25 protein-coding genes, 2 tRNA genes and 1 riboswitch are annotated in these 21,525 nt (G+C 68.4%); of the genes, 11 read left to right on the forward strand and 16 right to left on the reverse strand.

Translation table 11 applies throughout. The features are described from left to right. Positions 1 to 2: 2 nt before the first annotated feature. Positions 3 to 458, reverse strand: a complete 456-nt coding sequence (locus E3O50_RS08450; protein ID WP_241975440.1) for a hypothetical protein — start codon at positions 456 to 458, stop codon at positions 3 to 5. 75 nt (positions 459 to 533) lie between these two features. Next, complete coding sequence (locus tag E3O50_RS08455) at positions 534 to 1,025, reverse strand: single-stranded DNA-binding protein (RefSeq protein ID WP_134447824.1); 492 nt, start codon at positions 1,023 to 1,025, stop codon at positions 534 to 536. Positions 1,026 to 1,231: 206 nt separating this feature from the next. Here E3O50_RS08455 and E3O50_RS08460 point away from each other — a divergent pair, with 206 nt between their 5' ends. The 4 genes from E3O50_RS08460 to E3O50_RS08475 all read left to right on the forward strand — a co-directional run bounded on the left by E3O50_RS08460 (position 1,232) and on the right by E3O50_RS08475 (position 4,384). Beyond that, positions 1,232 to 2,242, forward strand: a complete 1,011-nt coding sequence (locus E3O50_RS08460) for an aldo/keto reductase (RefSeq protein ID WP_134559936.1) — start codon at positions 1,232 to 1,234, stop codon at positions 2,240 to 2,242. Further along, positions 2,243 to 3,196, forward strand: coding sequence for a DMT family transporter (locus tag E3O50_RS08465; protein WP_134559938.1), 954 nt, complete (start codon positions 2,243 to 2,245; stop codon positions 3,194 to 3,196). Between the two features lie 124 nt (positions 3,197 to 3,320). After that, positions 3,321 to 3,578 (forward strand): hypothetical protein, encoded by a 258-nt coding sequence (locus tag E3O50_RS08470; protein ID WP_134447819.1) that lies wholly within the window; start codon positions 3,321 to 3,323, stop codon positions 3,576 to 3,578. A gap of 92 nt (positions 3,579 to 3,670) precedes the next feature. Next, positions 3,671 to 4,384, forward strand: coding sequence for a hypothetical protein (locus E3O50_RS08475; protein ID WP_134559940.1), 714 nt, complete (start codon positions 3,671 to 3,673; stop codon positions 4,382 to 4,384). 111 nt (positions 4,385 to 4,495) lie between these two features. Here E3O50_RS08475 and nadE read toward each other — a convergent pair whose 3' ends face one another. Further along, positions 4,496 to 5,317, reverse strand: a complete 822-nt coding sequence (nadE, locus tag E3O50_RS08480; protein WP_134447815.1) for an ammonia-dependent NAD(+) synthetase — start codon at positions 5,315 to 5,317, stop codon at positions 4,496 to 4,498. A gap of 125 nt (positions 5,318 to 5,442) precedes the next feature. Between nadE and E3O50_RS08485 the strand changes: the two genes are divergently transcribed. Then, positions 5,443 to 6,123 carry a VOC family protein gene (locus E3O50_RS08485; RefSeq protein WP_134559942.1) on the forward strand — a complete coding sequence of 227 codons (681 nt, stop codon included), beginning with the start codon at positions 5,443 to 5,445 and terminating at the stop codon, positions 6,121 to 6,123. A gap of 49 nt (positions 6,124 to 6,172) precedes the next feature. Here E3O50_RS08485 and E3O50_RS08490 read toward each other — a convergent pair. Continuing rightward, positions 6,173 to 6,248, reverse strand: a tRNA-Arg gene (locus tag E3O50_RS08490). 123 nt (positions 6,249 to 6,371) lie between these two features. Between E3O50_RS08490 and orn the strand changes: the two genes are divergently transcribed. The 4 genes from orn (at position 6,372) to E3O50_RS08510 (ending at position 8,852) form a co-directional block, all read left to right on the forward strand. Further along, positions 6,372 to 6,992, forward strand: coding sequence for an oligoribonuclease (orn, locus tag E3O50_RS08495; RefSeq protein ID WP_134447698.1), 621 nt, complete (start codon positions 6,372 to 6,374; stop codon positions 6,990 to 6,992). 48 nt (positions 6,993 to 7,040) lie between these two features. Beyond that, positions 7,041 to 7,116: transfer RNA gene (locus E3O50_RS08500), tRNA-His, on the forward strand. A gap of 72 nt (positions 7,117 to 7,188) precedes the next feature. Beyond that, positions 7,189 to 7,554, forward strand: a complete 366-nt coding sequence (locus tag E3O50_RS08505) for a metallopeptidase family protein (RefSeq protein ID WP_134559944.1) — start codon at positions 7,189 to 7,191, stop codon at positions 7,552 to 7,554. Between the two features lie 23 nt (positions 7,555 to 7,577). Then, positions 7,578 to 8,852 (forward strand): hypothetical protein, encoded by a 1,275-nt coding sequence (locus E3O50_RS08510; RefSeq protein WP_134559946.1) that lies wholly within the window; start codon positions 7,578 to 7,580, stop codon positions 8,850 to 8,852. A gap of 3 nt (positions 8,853 to 8,855) precedes the next feature. Here the strand turns inward: E3O50_RS08510 and E3O50_RS08515 are convergent, their stop codons facing one another. From E3O50_RS08515 to E3O50_RS08535, 5 genes are read right to left on the reverse strand one after another with little or no spacing between them, the layout of a single operon-like run. Continuing rightward, entirely contained in the window at positions 8,856 to 9,116 is a 261-nt protein-coding gene (locus E3O50_RS08515) for a hypothetical protein (RefSeq protein WP_134447692.1), read from the reverse strand. Beyond that, positions 9,113 to 9,757 (reverse strand): ATP-binding protein, encoded by a 645-nt coding sequence (locus E3O50_RS08520; protein ID WP_241975441.1) that lies wholly within the window; start codon positions 9,755 to 9,757, stop codon positions 9,113 to 9,115. Before E3O50_RS08520 ends, E3O50_RS08515 begins: the two co-directional genes overlap by 4 nt. Further along, the gene (locus E3O50_RS08525; protein WP_134559948.1) at positions 9,744 to 10,535 is read right to left on the reverse strand and encodes an energy-coupling factor transporter transmembrane component T; all 792 of its coding nucleotides are present in this window, start codon (positions 10,533 to 10,535) and stop codon (positions 9,744 to 9,746) included. The genes E3O50_RS08520 and E3O50_RS08525 overlap by 14 nt, the downstream gene beginning before the upstream one ends. Continuing rightward, complete coding sequence (locus E3O50_RS08530; RefSeq protein WP_134559950.1) at positions 10,532 to 12,100, reverse strand: ATP-binding cassette domain-containing protein; 1,569 nt, start codon at positions 12,098 to 12,100, stop codon at positions 10,532 to 10,534. The genes E3O50_RS08525 and E3O50_RS08530 overlap by 4 nt, the downstream gene beginning before the upstream one ends. 3 nt (positions 12,101 to 12,103) lie before the next feature. Further along, complete coding sequence (locus E3O50_RS08535; RefSeq protein WP_134559952.1) at positions 12,104 to 12,736, reverse strand: ECF transporter S component; 633 nt, start codon at positions 12,734 to 12,736, stop codon at positions 12,104 to 12,106. Positions 12,737 to 12,772: 36 nt separating this feature from the next. Beyond that, a riboswitch (TPP riboswitch) is annotated at positions 12,773 to 12,882 on the reverse strand. 153 nt (positions 12,883 to 13,035) lie between these two features. Between E3O50_RS08535 and nhaA the strand changes: the two genes are divergently transcribed. Next, complete coding sequence (gene nhaA, locus E3O50_RS08540; protein WP_134559964.1) at positions 13,036 to 14,385, forward strand: Na+/H+ antiporter NhaA; 1,350 nt, start codon at positions 13,036 to 13,038, stop codon at positions 14,383 to 14,385. Between the two features lie 3 nt (positions 14,386 to 14,388). On the opposite strand, the gene E3O50_RS08545 is transcribed toward nhaA, so the two are convergent. Next, entirely contained in the window at positions 14,389 to 14,748 is a 360-nt protein-coding gene (locus E3O50_RS08545; protein WP_134447684.1) for a spore germination protein GerW family protein, read from the reverse strand. 39 nt (positions 14,749 to 14,787) lie between these two features. Next, positions 14,788 to 16,074: a DNA polymerase IV gene (locus E3O50_RS08550; protein ID WP_134559954.1), complete on the reverse strand. Its 1,287-nt coding sequence runs from the start codon at positions 16,072 to 16,074 to the stop codon at positions 14,788 to 14,790. A gap of 116 nt (positions 16,075 to 16,190) precedes the next feature. Between E3O50_RS08550 and E3O50_RS08555 the strand changes: the two genes are divergently transcribed. Then, positions 16,191 to 16,748 (forward strand): TIGR03086 family metal-binding protein, encoded by a 558-nt coding sequence (locus E3O50_RS08555; protein ID WP_134559956.1) that lies wholly within the window; start codon positions 16,191 to 16,193, stop codon positions 16,746 to 16,748. 12 nt (positions 16,749 to 16,760) lie between these two features. Here the strand turns inward: E3O50_RS08555 and E3O50_RS08560 are convergent, their stop codons facing one another. The 5 genes from E3O50_RS08560 to E3O50_RS08580 all read right to left on the reverse strand — a co-directional run. Beyond that, on the reverse strand, positions 16,761 to 17,561 hold the full coding sequence (locus E3O50_RS08560) for an ABC transporter permease (RefSeq protein ID WP_134447678.1): 801 nt from the start codon (positions 17,559 to 17,561) through the stop codon (positions 16,761 to 16,763). Between the two features lie 8 nt (positions 17,562 to 17,569). Continuing rightward, a complete protein-coding gene (locus E3O50_RS08565; RefSeq protein ID WP_134448085.1) occupies positions 17,570 to 18,481 on the reverse strand; it encodes an ABC transporter permease in 912 nt (303 codons plus the stop codon). Continuing rightward, positions 18,481 to 19,677: an ABC transporter substrate-binding protein gene (locus tag E3O50_RS08570; RefSeq protein WP_134559958.1), complete on the reverse strand. Its 1,197-nt coding sequence runs from the start codon at positions 19,675 to 19,677 to the stop codon at positions 18,481 to 18,483. The genes E3O50_RS08565 and E3O50_RS08570 overlap by 1 nt, the downstream gene beginning before the upstream one ends. Before the next feature lie 27 nt (positions 19,678 to 19,704). Next, a complete protein-coding gene (locus E3O50_RS08575; protein ID WP_134447674.1) occupies positions 19,705 to 20,763 on the reverse strand; it encodes an ABC transporter ATP-binding protein in 1,059 nt (352 codons plus the stop codon). Positions 20,764 to 20,930: 167 nt separating this feature from the next. After that, a partial coding sequence (locus tag E3O50_RS08580; protein ID WP_134559960.1) for an HNH endonuclease signature motif containing protein occupies positions 20,931 to 21,525 on the reverse strand: 595 nt, incomplete at its 5' end.

The following is a 21,525-nucleotide window of genomic DNA, read 5'->3' on the forward strand; positions in this document are numbered from 1 at the left end:
GCTTACCAGTCTATTTGCCGCGTGGCCCCGATCAGACACCGGCCGGTCGAGATCGCGGACGTGACCATGCTGTGGTACCCGCCGGACTTCGACCCGTTCTGTCCGATCAGGCAGCCGTCGGGGAAGCGGACCGAGAATTGCACGGAGTCGGCGTCGAGATTGACGCTCGTCTTGTCGAACCCGACCTCCATCATCGCCTTGTCGAATCCGGCGGCGACGAGAGCGTCCACGAAGCCGCGACCGCCCGTCGCGGGATCAACGGCCGCAGCGACCTGGTTGAAGTATGCGAGGTTCGCCTGGGCGCCGAGTTCGGGCCGCACGGCCGGTGCCGGCGCCGCCGTGGCGGTGGCAACCGGAACGCTTGTCGGTGTGGCCGCGACGGGGGTGGGTTCAGCGGTGCTTGCGGAGCAGCCGGCCAGGGCTGCGACAACAAGGCCGGCGATGACGACGGCGACCACGGGCCGGATTGTCGTCCTGTGTACTGCCGGCACGTGTGTCCTCCCGAGGCCGCGGTGCGGCCAGTGCCATCGAGTCTAAACCGACCGCACGGCCGACTCGCCAGTGACGACGGTCGTGACACCGGCGGGCGGGACTGTCTCGCCGGAGGAAGCGCCCGACGCGCCGGCCGGATCCGGCGCAGTCGGGAGCCCCCGGACCGCGGCCGCGTCCGTGACCGGGCGCAGGTAGTTCGTCGTGCACCAGGACAGGTCGTGGCCGACCGCCTCGGCCTCGACCTCGACGGAGGTGCCGGATCGTTCGGCGTTCTGCCACGCCCGCACCCGAAGCTGCCCGGCGACGAGGACATGCTCGCCCTTCCGCACCGAACGCACGACGTTGTGCGCAAGGTGACGGAATGCGGTCACGGTGTACCAGTTCGTGTCGGCGTCGACCCAGCTGTGCAGGGTCCGGTCGTACCGGCGCTGCCCGGAGGCCAGCCTGAAGGAGGTGATCGCGAGGCCTGCGCTCGTCACGAGGTGGCGCGGCGTCGTCGCCACGATTCCGGTCACGGTAATGCTGTTGCTCATGGGTCTCCCGTCCTGGTCGTCGCCGGACGCTCGCCCGGCGTCGGCCCGGGGGCGACGCTCGTGCCCGTCTCCGACGCCCCCGGGTCACCTCCGAGTGTGCGGCCGCGTGCGGGAGGACGGTCCGCGGCATCCCTGTGCGGGGAAAACGCCACGGAACGGATGCCTGTTGAGGAGGGGACCCTCCCCTCCGGCCCTAGAGTGATTCCATGAGCTTTGTCGCCGCTGAGAACCGCTATTCGGACATGACCTATCGCCGGACCGGACGGAGCGGCCTCAAGCTCCCTTCCCTGTCGCTCGGCCTCTGGCACAACTTCGGAAACGAACGCCCCATCGACACCCAGCGGGCCATCCTCCGCAGGGCCTTCGACCTCGGCGTCACCCACTTCGACCTCGCCAACAACTACGGCCCGCCGTATGGGGCTGCCGAAACCAACTTCGGCCGGGTCTTCGCGGAGGACTTCAGGCCGTACCGCGACGAGATCATCGTGTCGAGCAAAGCCGGGTACGACATGTGGGCGGGCCCATACGGCGACTTCGGTTCGCGCAAGTACCTGCTGTCGTCCCTCGACCAGAGCCTCGGGCGCCTCGGCCTCGACTACGTGGACATCTTCTACTCGCACCGTCCAGACCCGGAGACCCCGATCGAGGAGACGATGGGCGCCCTCGCGACCGCCGTCCAGCAGGGCAAGGCGCTCTACGTCGGCGTGTCCAACTACTCCCCTGAGGAGACCAGGGCCGCTGCCGCCGTACTCGCCGAGCACAGGATCCCGCTCCTCATCCACCAGCCGCGGTATTCCATGTTCGACCGGCACATCGAGGACGGCCTCTTCCCCGTGCTCGACGAGCTCGGCATCGGCAGCATCGTCTTCTCCCCCCTCGCCCAGGGTCTCCTCACCGACCGCTACCTCGGCGGGAGTGTCCCGGAGGGCTCTCGCGCGGCGACGAGCCGTTTCCTTTCGGAGAACGCCCTGACGGACACCTATTTCGAGCGGGCAAGGGCCCTCAACGAGATCGCGCTCGGCCGGGGCCAGACCCTCGCCCAGCTGGCGGTGACGTGGATCCTGCGTCAGCCGCAGGTGACGAGCGTGCTCGTCGGGGCAAGCAGCGTTCACCAGCTCGAACAGACCGTCGCCGCCCTCGACGCGCCGGCTCTCAGCGAGGCCGAGATCACCGGCATCGAACCGTTCGCGGTGCACGGCACCGGCCGGGACTCCTGATTGGGGTATCTGTACGCGCTCCTCGCGTCACTGCTCTTCGGGCTCAACGGCTCGACGACGAAGGTCATCGTTGAGGCGGGGCTGTCCCCCGCGCAGCTGACCTTCGTCAGGGTCACGGTGATCATGGCGCTCGCGGGCGCAGTCCTGCTCGTGACGAACCGGCGGGCATTCCGCATCGACAGGAGCCAGCTCGCCGTCATGGCGCTGCTCGGCGTCGCCGGGGTCGCACTCATCCAGTGGTTCTACGCCGTCGCGATCAGCCTGCTCCCCGTCGGGATCGCGCTCATGCTCGAGTACTCCGGCGTGCTCCTGATCGCCCTCGTGGCGCGTTTCGCGTTCAAGGAGCGCGTCAAGCCACGAATCTGGTGGGCGATCGGGGGCGTCCTCGTGGGCATGGCCATCGTCGCGCAGATCTGGGCGAGCCCGCTGTCGACGCTCGGGGTCATCGCCGGCGTCGCGGCGGCGATCTGCCTCGCGATCTACTTCCTCGTCGGAGAGCGCCAGGTCGCAACCTCCTCGCCCCTCGCCGTCGCGTTCTGGTCGATGCTGTTCGCGAGCGCCTTCTGGCTGCTGTTCAGCGGATGGTGGCAGATCGACCCCGCACTCCTCACGGAAACCGTGCACCTGCACGGCAACCTCGCGACCGTGGCAGCTCCGCTCTGGACACTCCTGCTCTGGAATGGGGTGCTCGGCTCCTTCGCCCCGTACCTGCTCTCGTATATGGCCCTCGCCCGCCTGACCGCGACGGCTGCGGGCATCGTGTCCGCGTCTGAGGTCATCTTCGCGTTCGCCTTCGCATTCCTCTGGCTCGGAGAAACACTCGACGGCGTCCAGGCGTTCGGCGCACTGCTCGTCCTCGCTGGAATCGTGGTGGCGCAGACGGCGCGGGCCAACCGGCCCGTTGACCTGGACCTGGCCGGTCCCGGAGTCACCGGCGCCATCCAGCTGCCTTAGCGCTCCTGACGTCCTCGTTTACCGGTGCCGACCGGGCAGCCGGTCGAATGTCGGGGGTCCCCCGTAGCGTGCTGAGCACAGCACCAGCCACCCGAGACCCCGCCACCCGGCACCGGAGGACCCCATGACCGACACCCCGTTCCTGGCCCCACTTCGAGCCGCTCTCCCCGAGGTCGCGTCCGTTCGCGGCCTCGCCCTCGTCCCGGTGAAAGACGGTCTCTGGCGGGTCACCGGCCGTTCGGGCGCCGTCCTCGGCCACATCGAACGCAAGCTCGACGACCGCGGAGAGTCCTTCGCGGCCCGGCGGCTGCTCCCGGCCACCCGCACCCTCGATCTGGGCACCTTCTGGCAGCTGGCGGATGCCGCGGACTGCTTCCGCTAGCCCGCCGTGGCCACGGTGAGATATCCGACCACATTGAGGCACGCCGTCGGCAAAGCCGTCCAACCCGCCGCGCTCAGGATAAAGTGCCGCACATGACGTGGTGGAATAGTTTCGTATCCTGGCTCACGGCAGCCAGCAACCAGACCGTGGTGAACACAGCCGTAGTGTTCATTGTCGCGATCCTGATCGCCGGCGTTCTCACGGCCCTGATCGGGCGCGGCGCCATCAAGCAGCTCCTCGTCCAGCACGACAGGGAACTCAAGGCTGCGGCCATCGGCGCCCTCATCGATGCCGCGACCGAGGCATCCGTCTGGAATTCGCTCACCCCGCAGGAACAGGTCATGGCGGACCGTGCCGTCGGCCAGGCCGACATTCAGGTTCGCCTGCTTCCGATTCCCGGCGCCGGCGTCGCGGCCAACTGGGCCTCGCACCAGCTCAACGAGCTCAAGCGCACCTCGGCGACCTTCGGCTACCAGCTTGAGCCCGCCCTGCTGGAATTCCGCGATCGACTGATCGAGTGGCAGGACAAGCCCCGCCGTACCCGCAAGGTGTTCCAAAGCGACCTCGATCGGTGGAAGACGCAGAACTCCACCTCGGAATCCAGCCTTCTCGCCCAGCAGGATGCGTGGGCTGCCCAGCAGCACCACGACCAGTTCAACGAGGCCCTTCCGGCAGCGCCCGTCCCCGCACCGCCCACGCCGAGTGTGCACGCGGCGAGCCAGTCCACGCCGTCGACGGAGACCCAGCGCCTCCTCGACGATGTCCAGGCCCTCGAGGTGCGTCCGGCACCGATCAACCACCCGTAGTCAGGCAGTAGCGCAGGTCAGGCAGTACCGCAGATCGCCCGGAGCATTCGATGCTCCGGGCGATTCGTGCTTAACGGCGTCCGGCGGGACGTACTGCGGGTGCCACAGGGCTCAGCGCCACCACTGGTCGAAGAGGGATGCCGGAACCTGGCGCTTGTGCTCCGTGTTCAGGAACCGTGCCTCGATCGCCGCAGCGACCTCCTCGTCGACGGGGAGGCCCTCGAGGTAGTCGTCGATCTGCTCGTAGCGCAGGCCGAGGTTGTCCTCATCGGTCTGGCCGGGATTGCCGTCGAGCAGGTCGGCCGTCGGCGCCTTGAGGTAGAGGTGCTTCGGCGCCCCGAGTTCGATGAGGAGCGCCCTGCCCTGGCGCTTGGTCAGGCCGGTGAGCGGCAGCACGTCCGCGCCGCCGTCCCCGTACTTGGTGAAGAAGCCCGTGACGGCCTCTGCGGCGTGATCGGTGCCGATCACGAGGAGTCCGCGCGCCCCGGCGATGGCGTACTGGGCGACCATCCGCTCCCTGGCTTTGGTGTTGCCCTTGTCGAAGTCGGGCAGGGTCTCGCCGGTGCTGTCCTCGTATTCGGCCGCGATGCCGTCGACCGCGCGCTGCACGTTGAAGGTGAGCGCGGTGTGCGGCTGGATGAAGTCGAGCGCGAGTTCGCCATCGGCGTCATCGTGCTGCACGGCATACGGCAACCGTACGGCGACGAACTCAAATTCCTGTCCGGCGTCGTCGAGCTCCTCGATTGCGATCTGGGCCAGTCGCCCGGCGAGGGAGGAGTCCTGTCCACCGCTGACGCCGAGGATCAGCCCCTTCGCACCCGAGCCCACCAGGTACTCCTTGAGAAAGTCCACCCGTCGTCGAATCTCGGTAGCCGGATCAATTGTCGGTGACACATGCAGTTCGGCGATGATGCGCGCTTGAAGTTCTCCCATGCATCGAATCTATCAAAACGGCCGGCCCGGCCGCCCGGCGAGAGGTGCTTTGTTCAGCGGCGTTTGTTCAGCGGGGTGTGTCCGGCGCGCTTTGTTTCATCCACGTGGAGGTCTTGACTGGAGCCATGCAGATCACGAAGGTGTCCGCGCGCATTCGGGACACGAGCGAAGCAGCGGAATTCTTCGAGGACGTCCTCCTCCTCACGGTCGACAGGAAGGGCGCCAGGGAAACGACCACGATTGAGGTGCGCATCGGGACGACCCTGCTCGAACTCTCTGAGGACCAGGACGCCGTCGGCCGGCACCACCTGGCCGTCACGATCCCCTCCAACACGTTCGCAGCGGCCCGGCAGTGGCTCGATCCCCGATCCGCCCTGATCGGCACTCCCGATGCCGACGAGTTCGAGTTCGCAGCCTGGAACGCCCGCTCGCTCTACTTCACCGGGCCGGACCGCTCGGTCCTCGAGTTCATCGTCCGTCGCGACCTCGACAACAACACCCGCGGCGCATTCACGAGCGCCGACCTGCTCTGCATCAGCGAGGTCGGCGTCGCGACGGACGACGTGCTTGCGACGGCCGAATTCCTGAAGACCGAAGCGGATGTCCGGCCGTACGCCGGTGAGCCCGGCCGCAGCTTCGCACCGGTCGGAGACACCGACGGCCTGCTGATCCTCGTCTCACCCGGCCGTCCCTGGTTTCCCACCACGGACCGCAGGGCGTCGCCTGGGCCGATCCTGGTCGAGGCCACGGGACCCCGGCCGGGAGAGTACCCGCTGGGCGCCGGAAGCCTGCTCCGGATCCGATGAATGGGTGTCGTAGCATCCGCTGCGCGGAAATGCCGTGCGTGGTGTGGTGTGGTGCCCCCGGTTGGAATCGAACCAACGACAAGCGGATTAGAAGGCCGCTGCTCTATCCACTGAGCTACGGGGGCGCGGAGCGCTTCAACGATACCGCAGACCCAGACCCCGCCGCCCCGGGCATCCGCCGGCCAGGCCCGGCCCGGGCTCGCTGGCGGGCCTGGGACCGCGTCGGACCCCGCCGCTAGACTCGGACCATGACAAAAAGCAGTGACCGGTTGGTCTGGATTGATTGCGAGATGACCGGGTTAGACCTGGAAAACGATGAATTGGTGGAGATTGCCGTGGTCATCACCGACTACGACCTCAACGTGATCGACCCGGGCCTCGACATCATCATCAAGCCGAACGCCTCCGCGCTCGCGAATATGAACGACTTCGTGCGCAATATGCACACGACCTCCGGCCTCATCGAGGAGATCCCGAACGGGGTCAGCGCCGCGGAAGCCGAATTCGAGGTCCTCGAGTACGTTCTCAGGTTCATTCCCGCGGAGCAGAAGGCGCCGCTCGCCGGAAACTCGATCGGAACGGACCGCTCGTTCCTCGCGAAGTACATGCCGCGCCTCGACAACCAGCTGCACTACCGTAACGTCGATGTCTCCTCCATCAAGGAACTCGCCCGTCGCTGGTACCCGCGGGTGTACTTCAACGCCCCGGTGAAGGACGGCGGGCACCGCGCACTCGCAGACATCCTCGAGTCGATTCGCGAACTCGCGTACTACCGCCAGACCGTGTTCGTGGCCGACCCCGGACCCACGAGCGACGAGGCAAAAGCGAGCGCGGCAGAAGCCGTGTCAGCATTCACTCCAAACGTGTAATAGAATTCTTGAGTTGCCGCTGCTCCTTCGGGAAAAGCGCAGCACATGGTGGTTGTAGCTCAGTTGGTAGAGCGTCCGGTTGTGGTCCGGAAGGTCGCGGGTTCAAGCCCCGTCAGTCACCCCAAGTAGAGCAGGCATCCGTTCAGCACCTCACGATCAGTACTGTGTGAAATCAACACTGTGAGATGCTGAACGGATGCCGCAGCTCAGCCCCGATGAATTCAGTCACGAGGAATTCGAGAAGGTCGTCGTCGACGAGCTGGATCTCCTGCCCGACGACATGGTCGACGGGCTCGAGAACGTCATCTTCGTGGTCGAGGATCGTCCGGAGGACGGCTCCCTCGACACGCTCGGCCTCTACGACGGCGTCGCCCTGACACACCGCGACCAGTACGGTTTCGGCGAGATGCCGGACCGCATCATCCTGTACCGGGAGTCCCTGCTCGCGATCGTCGACTCCCTCGATGAGCTCCGCGATCAGGTGCACATCACCCTCGTGCACGAAATCGGCCATTTCTACGGGATCGATGACGACAGGCTGCACGAGCTCGGCTGGGGATGACCCGCACTTGTTAGCCTCGACTCATGAGTAAATTCCGGCCCGGCCGCGCCCTGGGTATCACGGTCGGTGCCCTGGCGATCCTTGTCATCGGCGTCTACGGGCCCGCGACGCTCCTCGGGCCGCTCCCGATGGTGAAGGCGACCGTGGTGTCGGCACCGGCCGCCGCGACAGCCGCCACTCCCCCGGTGCTCCCTGCCGCGGGCACGAGCGCCGTCGTGAGCCTCGTGCCGCCGGCCGCCGGCGCGGCAACGACCGCGACGACGGTCGCGACCACCCCGATCGCCGCAGCGGGCAGCACAACCCCGCTGCCGATGGCCGCCGCGGCGAAGATCGTCGCCGCCCTGGTCGTGCTCTCGGCCAAGCCCCTCGACGCCGGCGCCGCAGGGCCCGGGGTGCCGATCACGCCGGCCGACTACCAGGACTACCTCGACTACGTGGCCAACGGTGCGCGCACGGTCATCGTCTTCCCCGGCGAAACCTGGACGCAGCAGGAACTCCTGCAGGCGATGGTCCTCGGTTCGAGCAACAACCACGCGGATACCCTCGCCCGGTGGGCCTTCGGCTCCCTCGACGCCTACGTCACGGCCGCCAACGCCTGGCTCACGAAGGAGGGCCTGGCCGGCATCCACGTCGCGGACGCCACGGGCCTCGCGGATGCGAGCGTCGGGACCGGAACGGACCTGGCGCGGCTCGCGGGCCTCGCCGCGACCAACCCGGTGATCAGCCAGATCCTCGCGAGCCCGGCATCCGCCCTCGTCGGCCAGCGCGGAGTCGACAACACGACCGCCTACCTGCCGGAGGAGGGCATCACCGGCCTCTCCCGCAGCTACACGGACGCCGGCGGCGTCTGTTTCCTGTTCACCGCAAGCGTGGGAACCGCGCCGGCGGCCTTCACCTTCGCCGGTGCCGTGATCGGCGAGCCGGACTACGACACGCTGACGGCCGACCTGAAGGCGCTCATGGCCAGTGCAAAGGCCGGAGTCACCGACCTCCCGATCCTCGCGGAGGGCGCGGCGTACGTGCGTTTCGACGCTCCCTGGGACGCGACGGCCTCTGGCGTCGTGAAGACGGCCAAGACCCGCTTCGGCTGGCAGGCCGCTCCGGTAGGAGCACCCACGCTTGACCTGGACGCGTTCGCGACCGGCCGCTCCGGTACGACGGTCGGCCGGGTCACCGTGGATGCGAGCGGGGAGGCCGTGACCTCACCCCTCGTGCTCGATACGACGATCAGCGCCCCCGGACCCGGCTGGCGCCTGCTCAACCCGGTGCCGATGATCTCGGCACTCCTGGAGCAGTAGCGGCTACTCCGGCTGGTCTTCCGGCACGTACGGGTCGCTGTCCGTCGCGTCGAAGCGGTAGCGCACATGGATCCGGCCCTGCACGTCGCGTTCGTCGACCTCGTCGTACCAGAACAGGGTCTCGATGCCCTCGACGAGCGAGACCATGCTGATCCGGCTGTCATGCGCGCCCCGCACGAGGACTCGGGAATCGACCTGTCCCTCGAGGGGGCCATCGATGAATTCGGCGGTGTAGAACACTTCTTCGGGAGCTGGACTAGTCATGACCTAACGCTAGTCCGATTTCCCCGATCTCCCCGATTTCCCCGATCTCCACGGAGGCCGGGGGTCCCGTCGAGTTCGATCGTCGCCCATCGTCCGGGTTCCTCCCGCACGAGGAATCCCTGCCATTCTGCCTGCCACTGGTCCCAGTGCGACCGGAATGCCTCACCGTCCCGCGCGAGGGCCCGCTGCTTGCGTTCCTCGTCGTCGGCAGTGAGCCAGATCCGTACGTCGCTCAGGCCGGCATTGGCCGCTGAGAGCGTGCCGCAGCCCTCGACGAGGAGCGGAAGGGCCGGGTCGACCGGATGCCATTCCGCAGGCGCGTCCGCTCCCCAGTCATAGCGGCGCCAGGCGCCGGGCAGTCCGGCCCGGAACGGGCGCAGCACGTGTTCGGTCAGGTGTGCGCTCGCGGCGGCCAGTCCGTTCCAGCCTGGATAGATGTCGTCGAGACGGATGAGTGCGGGCCGCACTCTCGTCGGCCCGGCGGTCGACGGCCAGGCGTCGAGGATGCGGTCGGCGAGGGTGCTCTTGCCCGCACCGCTCGGCCCGTCGATCAGGATCACGATGGGCCCGGCATCCGCCCTCTGGAACGCCGCGATCGCCGCCAGCACCGGGGCGAGCAGCACCTGGTCAGGAGAGGACAAAATGCCACGTCCCCGCCCAGACCGCGACCGCGATCGCGATGCCGGCGATGCCGAGGCCGAGGCCGAGCATCACGGCGTCCCCTGCCCCGATCGCCGATGCGCGGGCCCAGGTGCGCGGCGCCGTCCCGAAGCCGCGGGCCTCCATGGCCGTTGCGAGCTTGCTCCCGCGGCGTACCGAGATGACGAGCAGGGCGAAGGCCGGCCCGAAGAAGCGGCGGAGGGCCCCGATCGGTCCGCCGCCGTCGCCGACACCCCGTGCGCGCCTGGCGAGGCTGAGGAAGCGCCAGTCTTCGATGAACATGCCGACGAGACGCAGGCCGGCGAGTCCGCCGAGCACGAACCGGGCCGGCAGGCGCAGCACCTGCGCGAGCCCGTCGGCGAGGTCGGTGGGGTCCGTCGTGGCCAGGAGGACGATTCCCGGCAGGCCGATCGCGAGTACCCGGAGCGCGATGGCCAGGCCGAGCTGGACCGAGCCGTCCGTCACCGTCACGAAACCGATTGTCAGGAGCACCGCTCCGGAGTCGCGGCCATACAGCACCGTCGTCAGGCCCGCGAAGGGCGCTGCGATCCACAGCGTCGACGTGCGCAGCCAGAATTGCCGCGCGCTCAGCCCGCACCAGAACAGCAGCACGCCCTCGAGGGCGAGGGCGACCAGTGCCGAGACCCAGTCGATCGAGAGCAGCAGCGCGAGGCTCACGACGATCGCGGCACCGAGCTTGGAGATGGGGTTGAGCCGGGCGACCGCGCTCGGGCGGATGCTCGGCGTGAGGAGGCTCATCGGCGCGCCCCCGCCGCTGAGCCGGCCGCCGACCCGGCCCTGCCACCCGCGAGCCGGTATTCGGAGTCGGCGATCGTGTCGACGAGGAGCTCGTCGTGGGTGACGAAGACAAGGGCTGTGCCCGCGCTCTGCACCTCGACGAGGAGGGCGACGAGCTCCCGCCAGGTCCGGGAGTCCTGCCCGAAGGTGGGCTCGTCGAGCACAAGCACCCGCGGGCGGCTCGCGAGCACAGTCGCGACCGAGAGCCGGCGTTTCTCCCCGCCGGAAAGAGTGAAGGGGTTCGCTTCGGCCAGGTGGTCGAGCCGCAGCCTCTCGAGGAGCTCGTCGACCCGGCGGACCTGTTCCGCGGGGGCGAGGCCGAGGGCATGCGGGCCGACGGCGAGTTCAGCGCGCACGGAGCCGGAGAGGAACTGGTGTTCCGGGTCCTGGAAGACCGTACCGATCCGGGTCAGCAGGGCGCGGGAACGCCAGCGGACCGGTTCGGTGCCGAGGCCGCCCGCGAGGCCGGGACTCGCAGCGAGACGGCCGCCCGCCGGGGCGAGCAGGCCGGCCAGGGTGAGCGCGAGGGTCGATTTACCCGCGCCGTTCGGGCCCGTGATCGCGGTCGCCGTTCCCGCCCCGATGGTGAGGTCGATCCCGCCAGCGACGACCCGTGCGGTGCGTCGGGCGAACGGCACCCGCCCGACGGCGAGGCCGCTCGCGCTCAACAGGAGGTCGGGAGTCTGGGCTCCCCCGGCCTGGAGTCCGAGGTCGGCAGGTAGCCGGCTCGGCAGCCGGCCGGGAAGCCGCGGCGGGAGGTGCGGCACCCAGACCCCTGCCGCTGCGAGCCGTTCGCCCTCGGACTGCAGCACGGTGCCTGTCGGCCCGTCGGCAAGGATTCCACCGGCGGCATCGAGCACGATGACCCGATCGACGAGGTCCTGCCACACCGCAACCCGGTGTTCGATCACGATCAGGGTCGCCCCGGAGGCGTCGAGGGTGCGGCGCACGGCGTCGCGCACCTCGATGACACCCTCCGGGTCGAGGTTCGCAGTCGGCTCGTCGAGCAGGAGCAGGCCCGGCCGCATCGCGAGGACGCCCGCCAGTGCGAGGCGTTGTTTCTGGCCGCCGCTGAGCGCGGAGGTCGGGTGGTCGAGCGGGAGCCGCAGGCCGACCGAGTCGAGGGCGGCACCGACCCTGCGCCAGATCTCGTCGCGCGGCACGGCGAGATTCTCGCAGCCGAAGGCGACGTCGTCGCCGACCCTCGCGAGCACGACCTGGGAATCCGGGTCCTGCAGCACGAGACCGACCCGGCCGCGGGCATCCGCAGGACGCCGCCCGTCGACGAGAAGTTCGCCGGTCTCATCGCCCTCATCCTCAGATCCGAGTACTCCGGCGAGCGCGTGCACGAGAGTGCTCTTGCCCGCGCCGCTCGCGCCGAGCAAGAGCACCCGTTCGCCGGGGCGGATGTCGAGGTCGAGTCCGGAGACCGCAGGCGCGCCCCGTCCGGCGTGCCGCCAGCCCCAGCCGCGGGCGCGCACATGCGCGCCCGCGACCGGGCGTACGGAATCGGGATCCAGGGGCATCCGCTACGCGGTGGCTCGCTGGGCCGCCCGGCCCGAACTGTCCCGGCCTGCGGCGAAGCGGCTCAGGGCTCCTGAGCGCACGAGGCCGCGCAGGACGAGCCAGGAGACAAGCCCGCCGAGGAGCACGCCGGAGATCACGGCAGAGACGAAGTAGGTCACCTTCATCGCGTCGTCGACGGCTGCGTAGCTGTTCAGCACGTCGAGGATTCCGACCGCAACGCCGGCGCCGGCGCCGGCGAGGAGTGCGGTGCCGAGCTTCCAGCTCGAGTAGAGGAACAGGGCGAAGACGATCTCCGCGCCGAGGCCCTCGACGACGCCCCAGATCAGGGTCGAGAAACCCCACTGGGTGCCGATGAGCATCGAGACGACGGCTGCGACGACCTCGGTGTAGACGGCGGCGCCGGGCTTCCGCACGACGAGTCCGCCGAGCACGGCTGCGAAGAGCCAGCCGCCGGCGAGGAGGCCCTCGAGGCCGGGCGTGAAAGCCAGGACGGTGCTGAGCGGCGTCCAGGCCAGGCCCCACGCCCAGAAGATGACGCCGCTCGCGACGCCGATCACGCTGGCGACGACGATGTCGACGACCCGCCAGCGGTAGTTGCGAACCCGGGCTGCGGGTGTGGTGGTTGTTGAATGCATGATGTCGCGCCCTTTCAATGGCAATTGAGGGCACGGGTATGAGTGTTTCTGCCTCCCTGCGCTGGCATGATCCAGATCAGGTTTGACGGTCGAAGCTTAGGAAGCTTCCTCTCAGCCCGGTTGACCGGACTCCCGTGTTCGATTCCGAGTATAGACCGCACCGGCTTCCCGCCGCGGGCAGGGGCGCGGCGAGGGCCCCGTGTACAGTGAAAGCAGGTGTGCCGGGAAGTCTGGTCGGCGTCCGCTCATCGAGCCCGAAACCAGAGGATCCACCCATGACCCCACCCACGAATCCGCCGATGACTCCACCAGGAAGCGCCCCCTCCCCTCGCAATCCTCGGGGAATCGGCGCGGTCTTCCGGCGCAGCAGCTATCCGGAATACGTGCGGATCAGTCAGATCCTCCGTCGTGAGACGGTCGGCGGGGCACTCCTCCTCGTAGCGACCGTCATCGCCCTGGTCCTCGCGAACTCGCCGGCCTCCGGCCTCTACTTCGCCGTACGCGACTTCCAGTTCGGTTACGAGCCCTGGCACCTCCAGCTCAGCGTCGGGGCCTGGGCGGCCGACGGGCTGCTCGCGATCTTCTTCTTCCTCGCCGGCCTGGAGCTCAAACGCGAATTCGTCGCCGGGGACCTGCGCACCCTCGACCGCGCTGTCGTTCCCGTTGCCGCGGCCGTCGGTGGCGTGCTGACCCCCGCGTTCTTCTTCACGCTCGTGAACCTCGGCGGTGGCGCGGAGGCGCTGCGCGGCTGGGCCGTACCGACCGCGACGGACATCGCCTTCGCCGTCGCCGTGCTCGCCGTGATCGGCTCACACCTGCCGAGCGCCCTCCGGGTGTTCCTGCTGACCCTCGCCGTCGTCGACGACCTGCTGGCGATCACGATCATCGCGTTCTTCTACACGAGCAACCTCCAGCCGCTCCTGCTTGCGGCCGCCGTGGTGCCGCTCGCCGTGTTCGCATTCCTCGCGCGCCGATACTCGTACCATTTCGGGACGCAACCGTGGCTGGCGTGGCTCGTTCTCGTGCCGCTCGGCGTGCTGACCTGGGTTCTGGTCCATGCGTCCGGCATCCACGCCACCGTTGCCGGCGTGCTGCTCGGTTTCGCGGTGCCCGTGCTCCGCAGTCGTCGTGGTGGCGGACCAGACGCGGGAGCGGGGCTCGCCCAGACCCTCGAGCACCGGATCCGGCCGTTGTCGGCGGGATTCGCCGTCCCGGTTTTCGCCTTCTTCTCCGCGGGTGTCGCGATCGGCGGGCCCGCCGGTCTCGCGGCAGCGCTGAGCGACCCCGTCGCGATCGGGATCATCGTCGCGCTCGTCCTCGGCAAGCCGGTCGGCATCCTCGGCGCCACCTGGCTCGTGACCCGCACGACGAAGGCATCGCTCGACCCCGACCTCGCCTGGGTCGACGTGATCGGCGTCGCGATGCTCGCCGGGGTGGGCTTCACGGTGTCGTTGCTGATCAGCGAGCTCGGCTTCGGGCACGGCACGATCGAGGACGACCACGCCAAGGTCGCCATCCTCACGGCGTCCCTGCTCGCGGCTCTCCTCGCCGCCGTCGTGCTGCGCAGCCGCAACCGGCACTACCGGGAGATCGACCTCAAGGAGAAGACGGACGCGGACAACGACGGGGTCCCGGACGCCTTCGAGTAGGGGCTACTTCTTGAGTGCCCGGATCACGTGACTGAGCGTCTTGCCGACGACCCAGACGAAGGGGATACCGACGGCGAGCAGCGAGATGACGTTGGGTTCGAAGCGAACGGTGCCCTCGGACTTCACGTAGGCGCCCACCGGGATGGAGACTCCGCCACCGCCGCCGCCGGCGCCGTGTCCGGGGCTGCCGAAGCCACCCGTGCCGGATCCTTCGGTCGATTCACCTTCGCCGCCGCCGAAACCGTAGTACACGAGCGCGACGGGAACGATCGTGATCCCGTCGACGAGGACGGGGTCACCGTATGCCGACCGCACGCCGGCGGAGCGGGAGATTTCTGCGAGCTTTTCGGGGAGGCTAGTCATCTCTTCACGATACTCCGCCGCGCTCCGCAACGCCCGGCATCAGGGATTCGCGTCGCCGCGTTCTCCCGCACGGGGGTTCGGCTTGGTGGCGTCGAGGCCCACCGGGCGGGCCTGGCTCGGCCCGAGCAGTGAGGCGGGCCGCACCGAACCGCGACCGAAGCGCGCGGTGACGGAGTCCACCGCGAGTTCGGCGCCACGCCAGTCGTCGTCGGGGTCCCAGAGGCCGAGGCCCGCCCCATCGCCGTCGCCCAGCTGCTCCACCCGCACTCCGATCAGTCGCACCCGGATGCCGCGGGCCGCGAGCACGTCGAAGCTCGCCGCGGCTTCCTCGTAGATGCGGCGGCCCACGTTCGTCGCCTCGGCGAGGGTGCGCGAACGGGTCACGGTGCTGAAGTCGGTGTACCGGAGTTTCAGGACCACGCAGCGCCCGACGAGGCCGGCCCGCCGGAGGGAAACCGCCACCGCGTCGGACTGGCGGAGGAGCTCGCTGCGCAGCCGGGCGACATCCGTCACGTCGTGTTCGAAGGTGATCTCGTGGCCGACGCTCTTCTCCTCGCGTTCGAGGGTCACTCCCCGCGGGTCTCTCCCCCACGCGAGCTCGTGCAGCTTGCGGCCGGAGGCCTCGCCGATTGACTTCTGCAGCACAGGCAGCGGCGTGGCGGCGAGGTCGCCGATCGTGCGGAGGCCGAGCCCGAGGAGCGACTTCTCGGTCATGGCGCCGACGCCCCAGAGTGAGCCGACAGGCAACGGATGCAGGAACGCGACGGTGTCCTCAGCCGGTACCACGAGCAGGCCGTTGGGTTTCGCCCTGCTCGACGCCATCTTGGCGACGAACTTCGTCGACGCGGCACCGACGGAACAGGTGAGCCCGGTCTCGTTCTGGACCCGCTCCCGGATCAGCGCCGCGATCACGGCAGGCGAGCCATGCAGGCGGCGGGCCCCGGAGACGTCGAGGAAGGCTTCGTCGATGCTGAGCGGCTCGACGAGCGGGGTCATGTCCGTGAAGATGCCCATCACCTGCTCGGAGAAATCCCGGTACCGGCTCATGTGCGGTTCGAGGACGACCGCCGCCGGGCAGCGCCGCAGGGCGAGCGCCATCGGCATGGCCGAGTTCACGCCGTAGCGCCGGGCGACGTAGTTGGCGGCGGTCACGACGGAGCGGCCGGAGCGGTGGCCGACGATGACGGGTTTATCGACGAGTTCCGGGTGGTCGAGCAGCTCGACGGACGCGAAGAACGCATCCATGTCGATGTGAAGCAGGGTCGCGGAGGAGTCGTCGACGCTTGCCGCCGAGACCGTGCGGTCGCTTCCGTCCTGCCTGCTCACCCTGAGACCCTAACCCACACCGCCGACCGTGCGGGCAGACCCGTTCCACGGGTAGCGTGCGAGGCGGAATGCACCGGCGACCGCAGGGGTTGCATCGTGCAACGAAAGGAGCCTTCATGGAATCGAACTGGATCGCACTTCAGCAGCAGGCCCACCAGGAGTTCAGCGCCCGGCTCGCGCACGTCACCAGCTGGGACGCGCCGACCCCCGACTCGGACTGGACCGTCCGGGAACTCGTGCGCCACGTCGTCCGCGGCCAGCAGAGTGTACCGCGGCTCCTCGCCGGACGGTCGGTCATCGAGGCTCGCCTCACCCGCGCCCCGCTCGGCTCCGACCTGCAGGCGGAATGGGACACCTACTCCGCCCTCGCGACCGCCGCCTGGTCGGAGGCCCCGGCGGATGCTCCCGTCCGGCTGGCGTCCGAAACCGTCACCGCCGCGGAGTACCTGCGCGAACAGGTCGCGGAGGTCACCATCCACACCTGGGATCTCGCCAGGGCCGTCTCCGCCGACGAGTCCCTCGACGACGAGCTCGTCGCCGCCGTCTGGACGGTCTTCGAGCCCCAGAAGGACGCCCTCGAAGCAAGCGGCCTCTTCGCTCCCCCGGTTCCCCTCCCCGACGACGCGCCGTTGCAGTCCCGTCTCCTCGCGCTCACCGGGCGCGACGCGCGCTGAACCGAGTGGGTCTCAGGGGGTGACTTTCTCGGCCCCCGCGAGGCGCTGTGCCACGTAGATCGGCACGATTGAGACCAGCACGAGGACAACCGCGATGACGTTGACGATCGGGGCCTGATTCGGCCGGAACAGGTTGTCGAGGATCCAGATCGGCAGGGTCTTTACGCTCGACCCCGCCGTGAACGTCGTCACGATGATCTCGTCGAAGCTCAGCGCGAAAGCGAGAAGTCCCCCCGCGAAGAGTGCAGAACGCAGCTGCGGGAAGGTCACGAGTCGGAAGGTGGTCCACAGCCCCGCTCCGAGATCGGCGGACGCCTCCTCGAAGTTCATGCCGACGCGGCGGAGACGCGCGATGACATTGTTGAACACCGTGACGATGCAGAAGGTCGCGTGCGCGATGATCACGGTCGCGATCGACAGCTGAATGCCCATGATCGTGCGGAACGCATTGTTGAGCGCAATGCCCGTGATGATCCCGGGGAGCGCGATCGGCAGGATCACGAGGAGGCTCACGGCGTCGCGGCCGAAGAACGCGAACCGCTGCAGGGCGAGCGAGATCAGGGTGCCGAGGACGAGGGAGACCAGGGTCGCCACGATCGCGATCTGCACGCTCGTCCCGATCGCGTTGAGGGCGCCCTCATTGTGGAACGCCTTCACCCACCACTCGAAGGTCAGGCCGGGCGGTGGCCAGGTCAGGTTCGTGCTCGTGCTGAAGGAGTTGATCAGCACGACGATGAGCGGCAGGTAGATCACCGCGAGAATGATCCCGGTGAGGACGGCGAGGACGATCCGTGCCGGTCTGCTGAGGCGCATCTCTCCCCTTACAGGTTGTCCAGGGCGCCGGTGCGGCGCACGGCGGCGAGGTATCCGAAAATGATCACGATCGGGATGAGGGCGATCGCCGCCGCGAGGGGCAGGTTGTTCGCCGCGCCGACGTTCGTGTACACGAGGTTCCCGAGCATCTGGTTGGCCCCGCCGACGATGTTGACCGTGATGTAGTCGCCGAGGGTGAGCGAGAAGCTGAAGATCGAACCGGCGATGATCGCCGGCCAGATCATCGGGAGCACGATGAGCCGAAGGGTGGAGCCGGTCCGGCCGCCGAGGTCGCCTGAGGCCTCGAGCAGGGAGTCCGGCACGCGTTCCAGTCCGGCGTAGATCGGCAGGATCACGTACGGCAGCCAGAGGTAGGCGAGGGTGATGACCGTTGCCGGCAGCCCGTATCCCGGGGTCTGGCCGCCGAAGGGCGCGACCAGCCAGTCGACGATGCCGTCGCTCGACAGCACGGAGCGCCACGCATAGGCCTTGACCAGGTAGCTCGCCCAGAGCGGCATCAGCACGGCGATCACGAGCACCCGCTGCCACCGGGTGCTCGCGACCTTGGCCATGTAGAACGCGATCGGCAGGGCGACCAGGATGTCGACGACGGTCACGACCACGGCGATGCCGAGGGTGCGCAGGGTCACCGTCTGGTACAGCGAGCCGGTCAGCACGGTCACGATGTTGTCGAGCGTCCAGGTCTGCGTGATGGTTCCCGTGAACGTGTCCACCGTCCACAGGGCCGTGATCAGCAGCGCCGCGAGGGCCACGATGTACACCAGCCCGAGCCAGAACAGCGGAGCCGAGAGCAGCAGGGAGAGTCGGAGCCGGGGGTGCCGGCTCAGGAAGACCGAGATCCGGCGGGCCCCGGTGTCGCGGGGCACCGGTACGGGCCCGCCGGAATCGGCCTGGAGCATCAGCCCTTGATCTCCTGCCACGCGGTCGTCCAGGCCGCGTAGTCGGTGCAGGTCACGTCGGTCCTGCCGTCGACGCATTTGGCGATCGGCGTCGTCCAGTACCAGATCTTCGACGCGTAGTCGGCGTCTCCGGCGTGATAGGTCGCGCACTGGTTGGGGTCCGTCATGAACTCGCAGGCCTTCTGGTTGGACGGGGCCTCTCCGAAGTACTCGGTCGCTTGCGCGTTCGCCTTCGGGCTCGCGATGTAGTTGAGCCAGGCGTACGCGCAGTTGGGGTGCGCCGCTTTCGAGGCGATCATCCAGGTGTCAGACCAGCCGGTGACGCCCTCCGACGGAACCGTGACCTCGGCGGCGGTCCCGGCGGCGAGCGAGTTGCGGATCACCTGCCAGGTGGTTCCGACGACCGTGTCCCCGGTCTCGAAGGACTGCACCGACTTGAGGTAGTCGGACCAGTACTCTCCGATATTCGGGCGCTGCTGCTTGAGCAGGTCGACGGCCGCCGCGAGCTGCTTCTCATCGAGGGCGTACGGGTTCTTGATCCCGAGATCGGGCTGGTGCTTCATCAGGTACATGGCGGCATCCGCGATGTAGATCGGGGAGTCGTATGCCGTGACCTTGCCCTTGTACGCCGAAGACTTGTCGAACACGACGTCCCACGATGTCGGGGCCGGCGTGACGACATCCTTGTTGCACATCAACAGGTTGGCGCCGTAGCCGTGCGGGATGCCATAGGAGACACCGTCGACGCTGTTCCAGGCCTGCAGCTTGAGGAAGTCGTAGATTCCGGCGTAGTTCGGGATCAGGTCGGTGTTCACCGGGGCGACGTCTCCGGCGGCGACCAGGCGCAGGGAGGCATCTCCCGAGGCCGCGACAACGTCGTAGTCGCCCGTCTTCATCAGGTTGAAGGCCTCGTCGGAGGTGCCGTAGGTCTTGCTCGTGACCTTACAGCCGGTCTCGTCCTGGAAGGCGCTGACCCAGTCCACGGTCGGGTCGTTGCTGCCGTCCTCGACGTAGCCGGGCCACGCGAGGATCGACACGGCCCCCTCGTTCGCGCCGAGGGCCGTCGGTGCGGATGCGGTGGGCTTGGTCGCCCCGGACGTCGTGGTTCCGCACGCCGTGAGGAGCGCGATCGAGGCGATGGCGAGCCCGGTCAGGGCGGTCAGTCTGGAGTTGCGGTGGGGCGCGTGGCGGTTCATTACGGTCTCCATTCTTGGTGAGCTGTTTTAAGGTGCCGGGTCCAGTGATTCGGTGCGGCGGTCTGCGACGACCACGACGGTGTCCCTGTCGGACCAGGCCACGCGCACACGGGCGCCGCGTTCTTCGTCGCCGACCCGCCGCGCATCGTTCTGCTCCTGCACGACGACGCGCATGCCCGCGTCGAGGTCGACGATGAGCCGGGTACTGCTGCCCAGGTAGATCACCTCGGCGAGGACGCCTGTCGCCGAGCGGTCGCCGCTGAGCGGGGACTCCAGCCTCTCGACCGTCATCTTCTCCGGACGCACCGAGTGGATGCCTCCTCGGCCGAGCACACGGAGGGACAGTTCGTCGCTGAACACGTTGGACGTGCCTACGAATGCGGCTACGAAGGGCGATACCGGGTGATCGTAGATCTCGGCGGGGGTTCCGAGCTGTTCGATCCGACCCTCGTTGAAGACGGCGATCCGGTCGCTCAGGGTGAGCGCCTCCTCCTGGTCGTGGGTGACGAAAATGAAGGTGATGCCGAGTTCGCGCTGGAGTTCCTTCAGTTCGACCTGCATCTGCTCGCGCAACTTGAGGTCGAGGGCGCCGAGCGGCTCGTCCAGAAGCAGCACCTTGGGCTGGACGACCGTGGCCCTGGCCAGGGCCACGCGCTGCCGTTGCCCGCCGGAGAGCTGTCCGGGCTTCCGGTCGCCGAACCCGCCGAGACGCACGGTGTCGAGGGCCGCCCTGGCCCGCTCGTGGCGTTCGCGCCTGCCGACGCCGCGCACGCGCAGCCCGTATGCGACGTTGTCGAGCACGGTCATGTGCGGGAAGAGCGCATAGTCCTGGAACACGGTGTTGACGTCGCGGTCGAAGGGGGCGCGGTCGGTCACGTCTTTTCCCTGGAGCGACACCGTTCCGCTCGTGGGCTGTTCGAAGCCCGCGATCAGCCGGAGCACGGTCGTCTTTCCGGAGCCGGAAGGGCCGAGCATCGAGAAGAATTCGCCCTCGACGACGTCGAGATCAACCCCGTCAACGGCGTTTCCCGCGCCGAAGGACTTGGTCAGCCCCCGCAAGCGGATTGCCGGTCGGTCTGCGGACACGGAGCCTCCTTTGTCACCCTCGGCTAAATCATATGGAAACGGATGTCTGAAATCCGGTTCCGCATGTTGCGGTCAGGTCACGATGACCGAACGCCTCCGAGAACGACACCCTATAGCGACGGCCCGCGTCCGGCATGGCCCCCGTTCGCCCTGGTCAGTCGGGCCGGTCAGTCGCGGTTGGGTGGTCCGGTGAGTACCTGGTGGGCGCGGTGCCGGTTCGGTGGCCGCCAGAGCCGTTGCGGATCGATCAACCCAGGGGCCCGCACTTGCGGTGAGCCTTTCACCATGCGGATCTCCCACCCCGAGGTGTCGATCGTGTGGTGATGGAACCAGCAGAGCAGGACCCCGTTATCGACGGTCGTCGGGCCGTCCTTGGCCCAGGGCTTCACGTGGTGTACTTCGGCCCAGTGCGCCGGGGCTTTGCAGCCGGGGATGATGCAGCCGCCGTCCCGGGCGGTGATCGCCCGGCGTTGCGCCCGGTTGAAGTACCGCCGTTCCGGCCCGAGCTTGAGGACTTGGTTGTTCGCCCCGAAGAGGACCCCTTGGAAGCCGCCGTCACAGATGCGCTGGTGCACCGTCTTCAAAGACACGGGGGCCTCGACGCCGTCGATCCACCCCACCCCGACCCCGGAGGCGAGGTCCGCTGCATTCACGTGCACCATTACCGTCGGTGCCGACCCGCCCATGCTGGGCGTGTCCTCGTCGCGGGCGGCGTGTTCGAACAGGGCCCGGAGGATGTCGGCGCGTTTCTCCCCACTCGTG

The organism is Cryobacterium sp. MDB1-18-1 (genome assembly GCF_004402735.1).
GTDB lineage: Bacteria > Actinomycetota > Actinomycetes > Actinomycetales > Microbacteriaceae > Cryobacterium > Cryobacterium glucosi.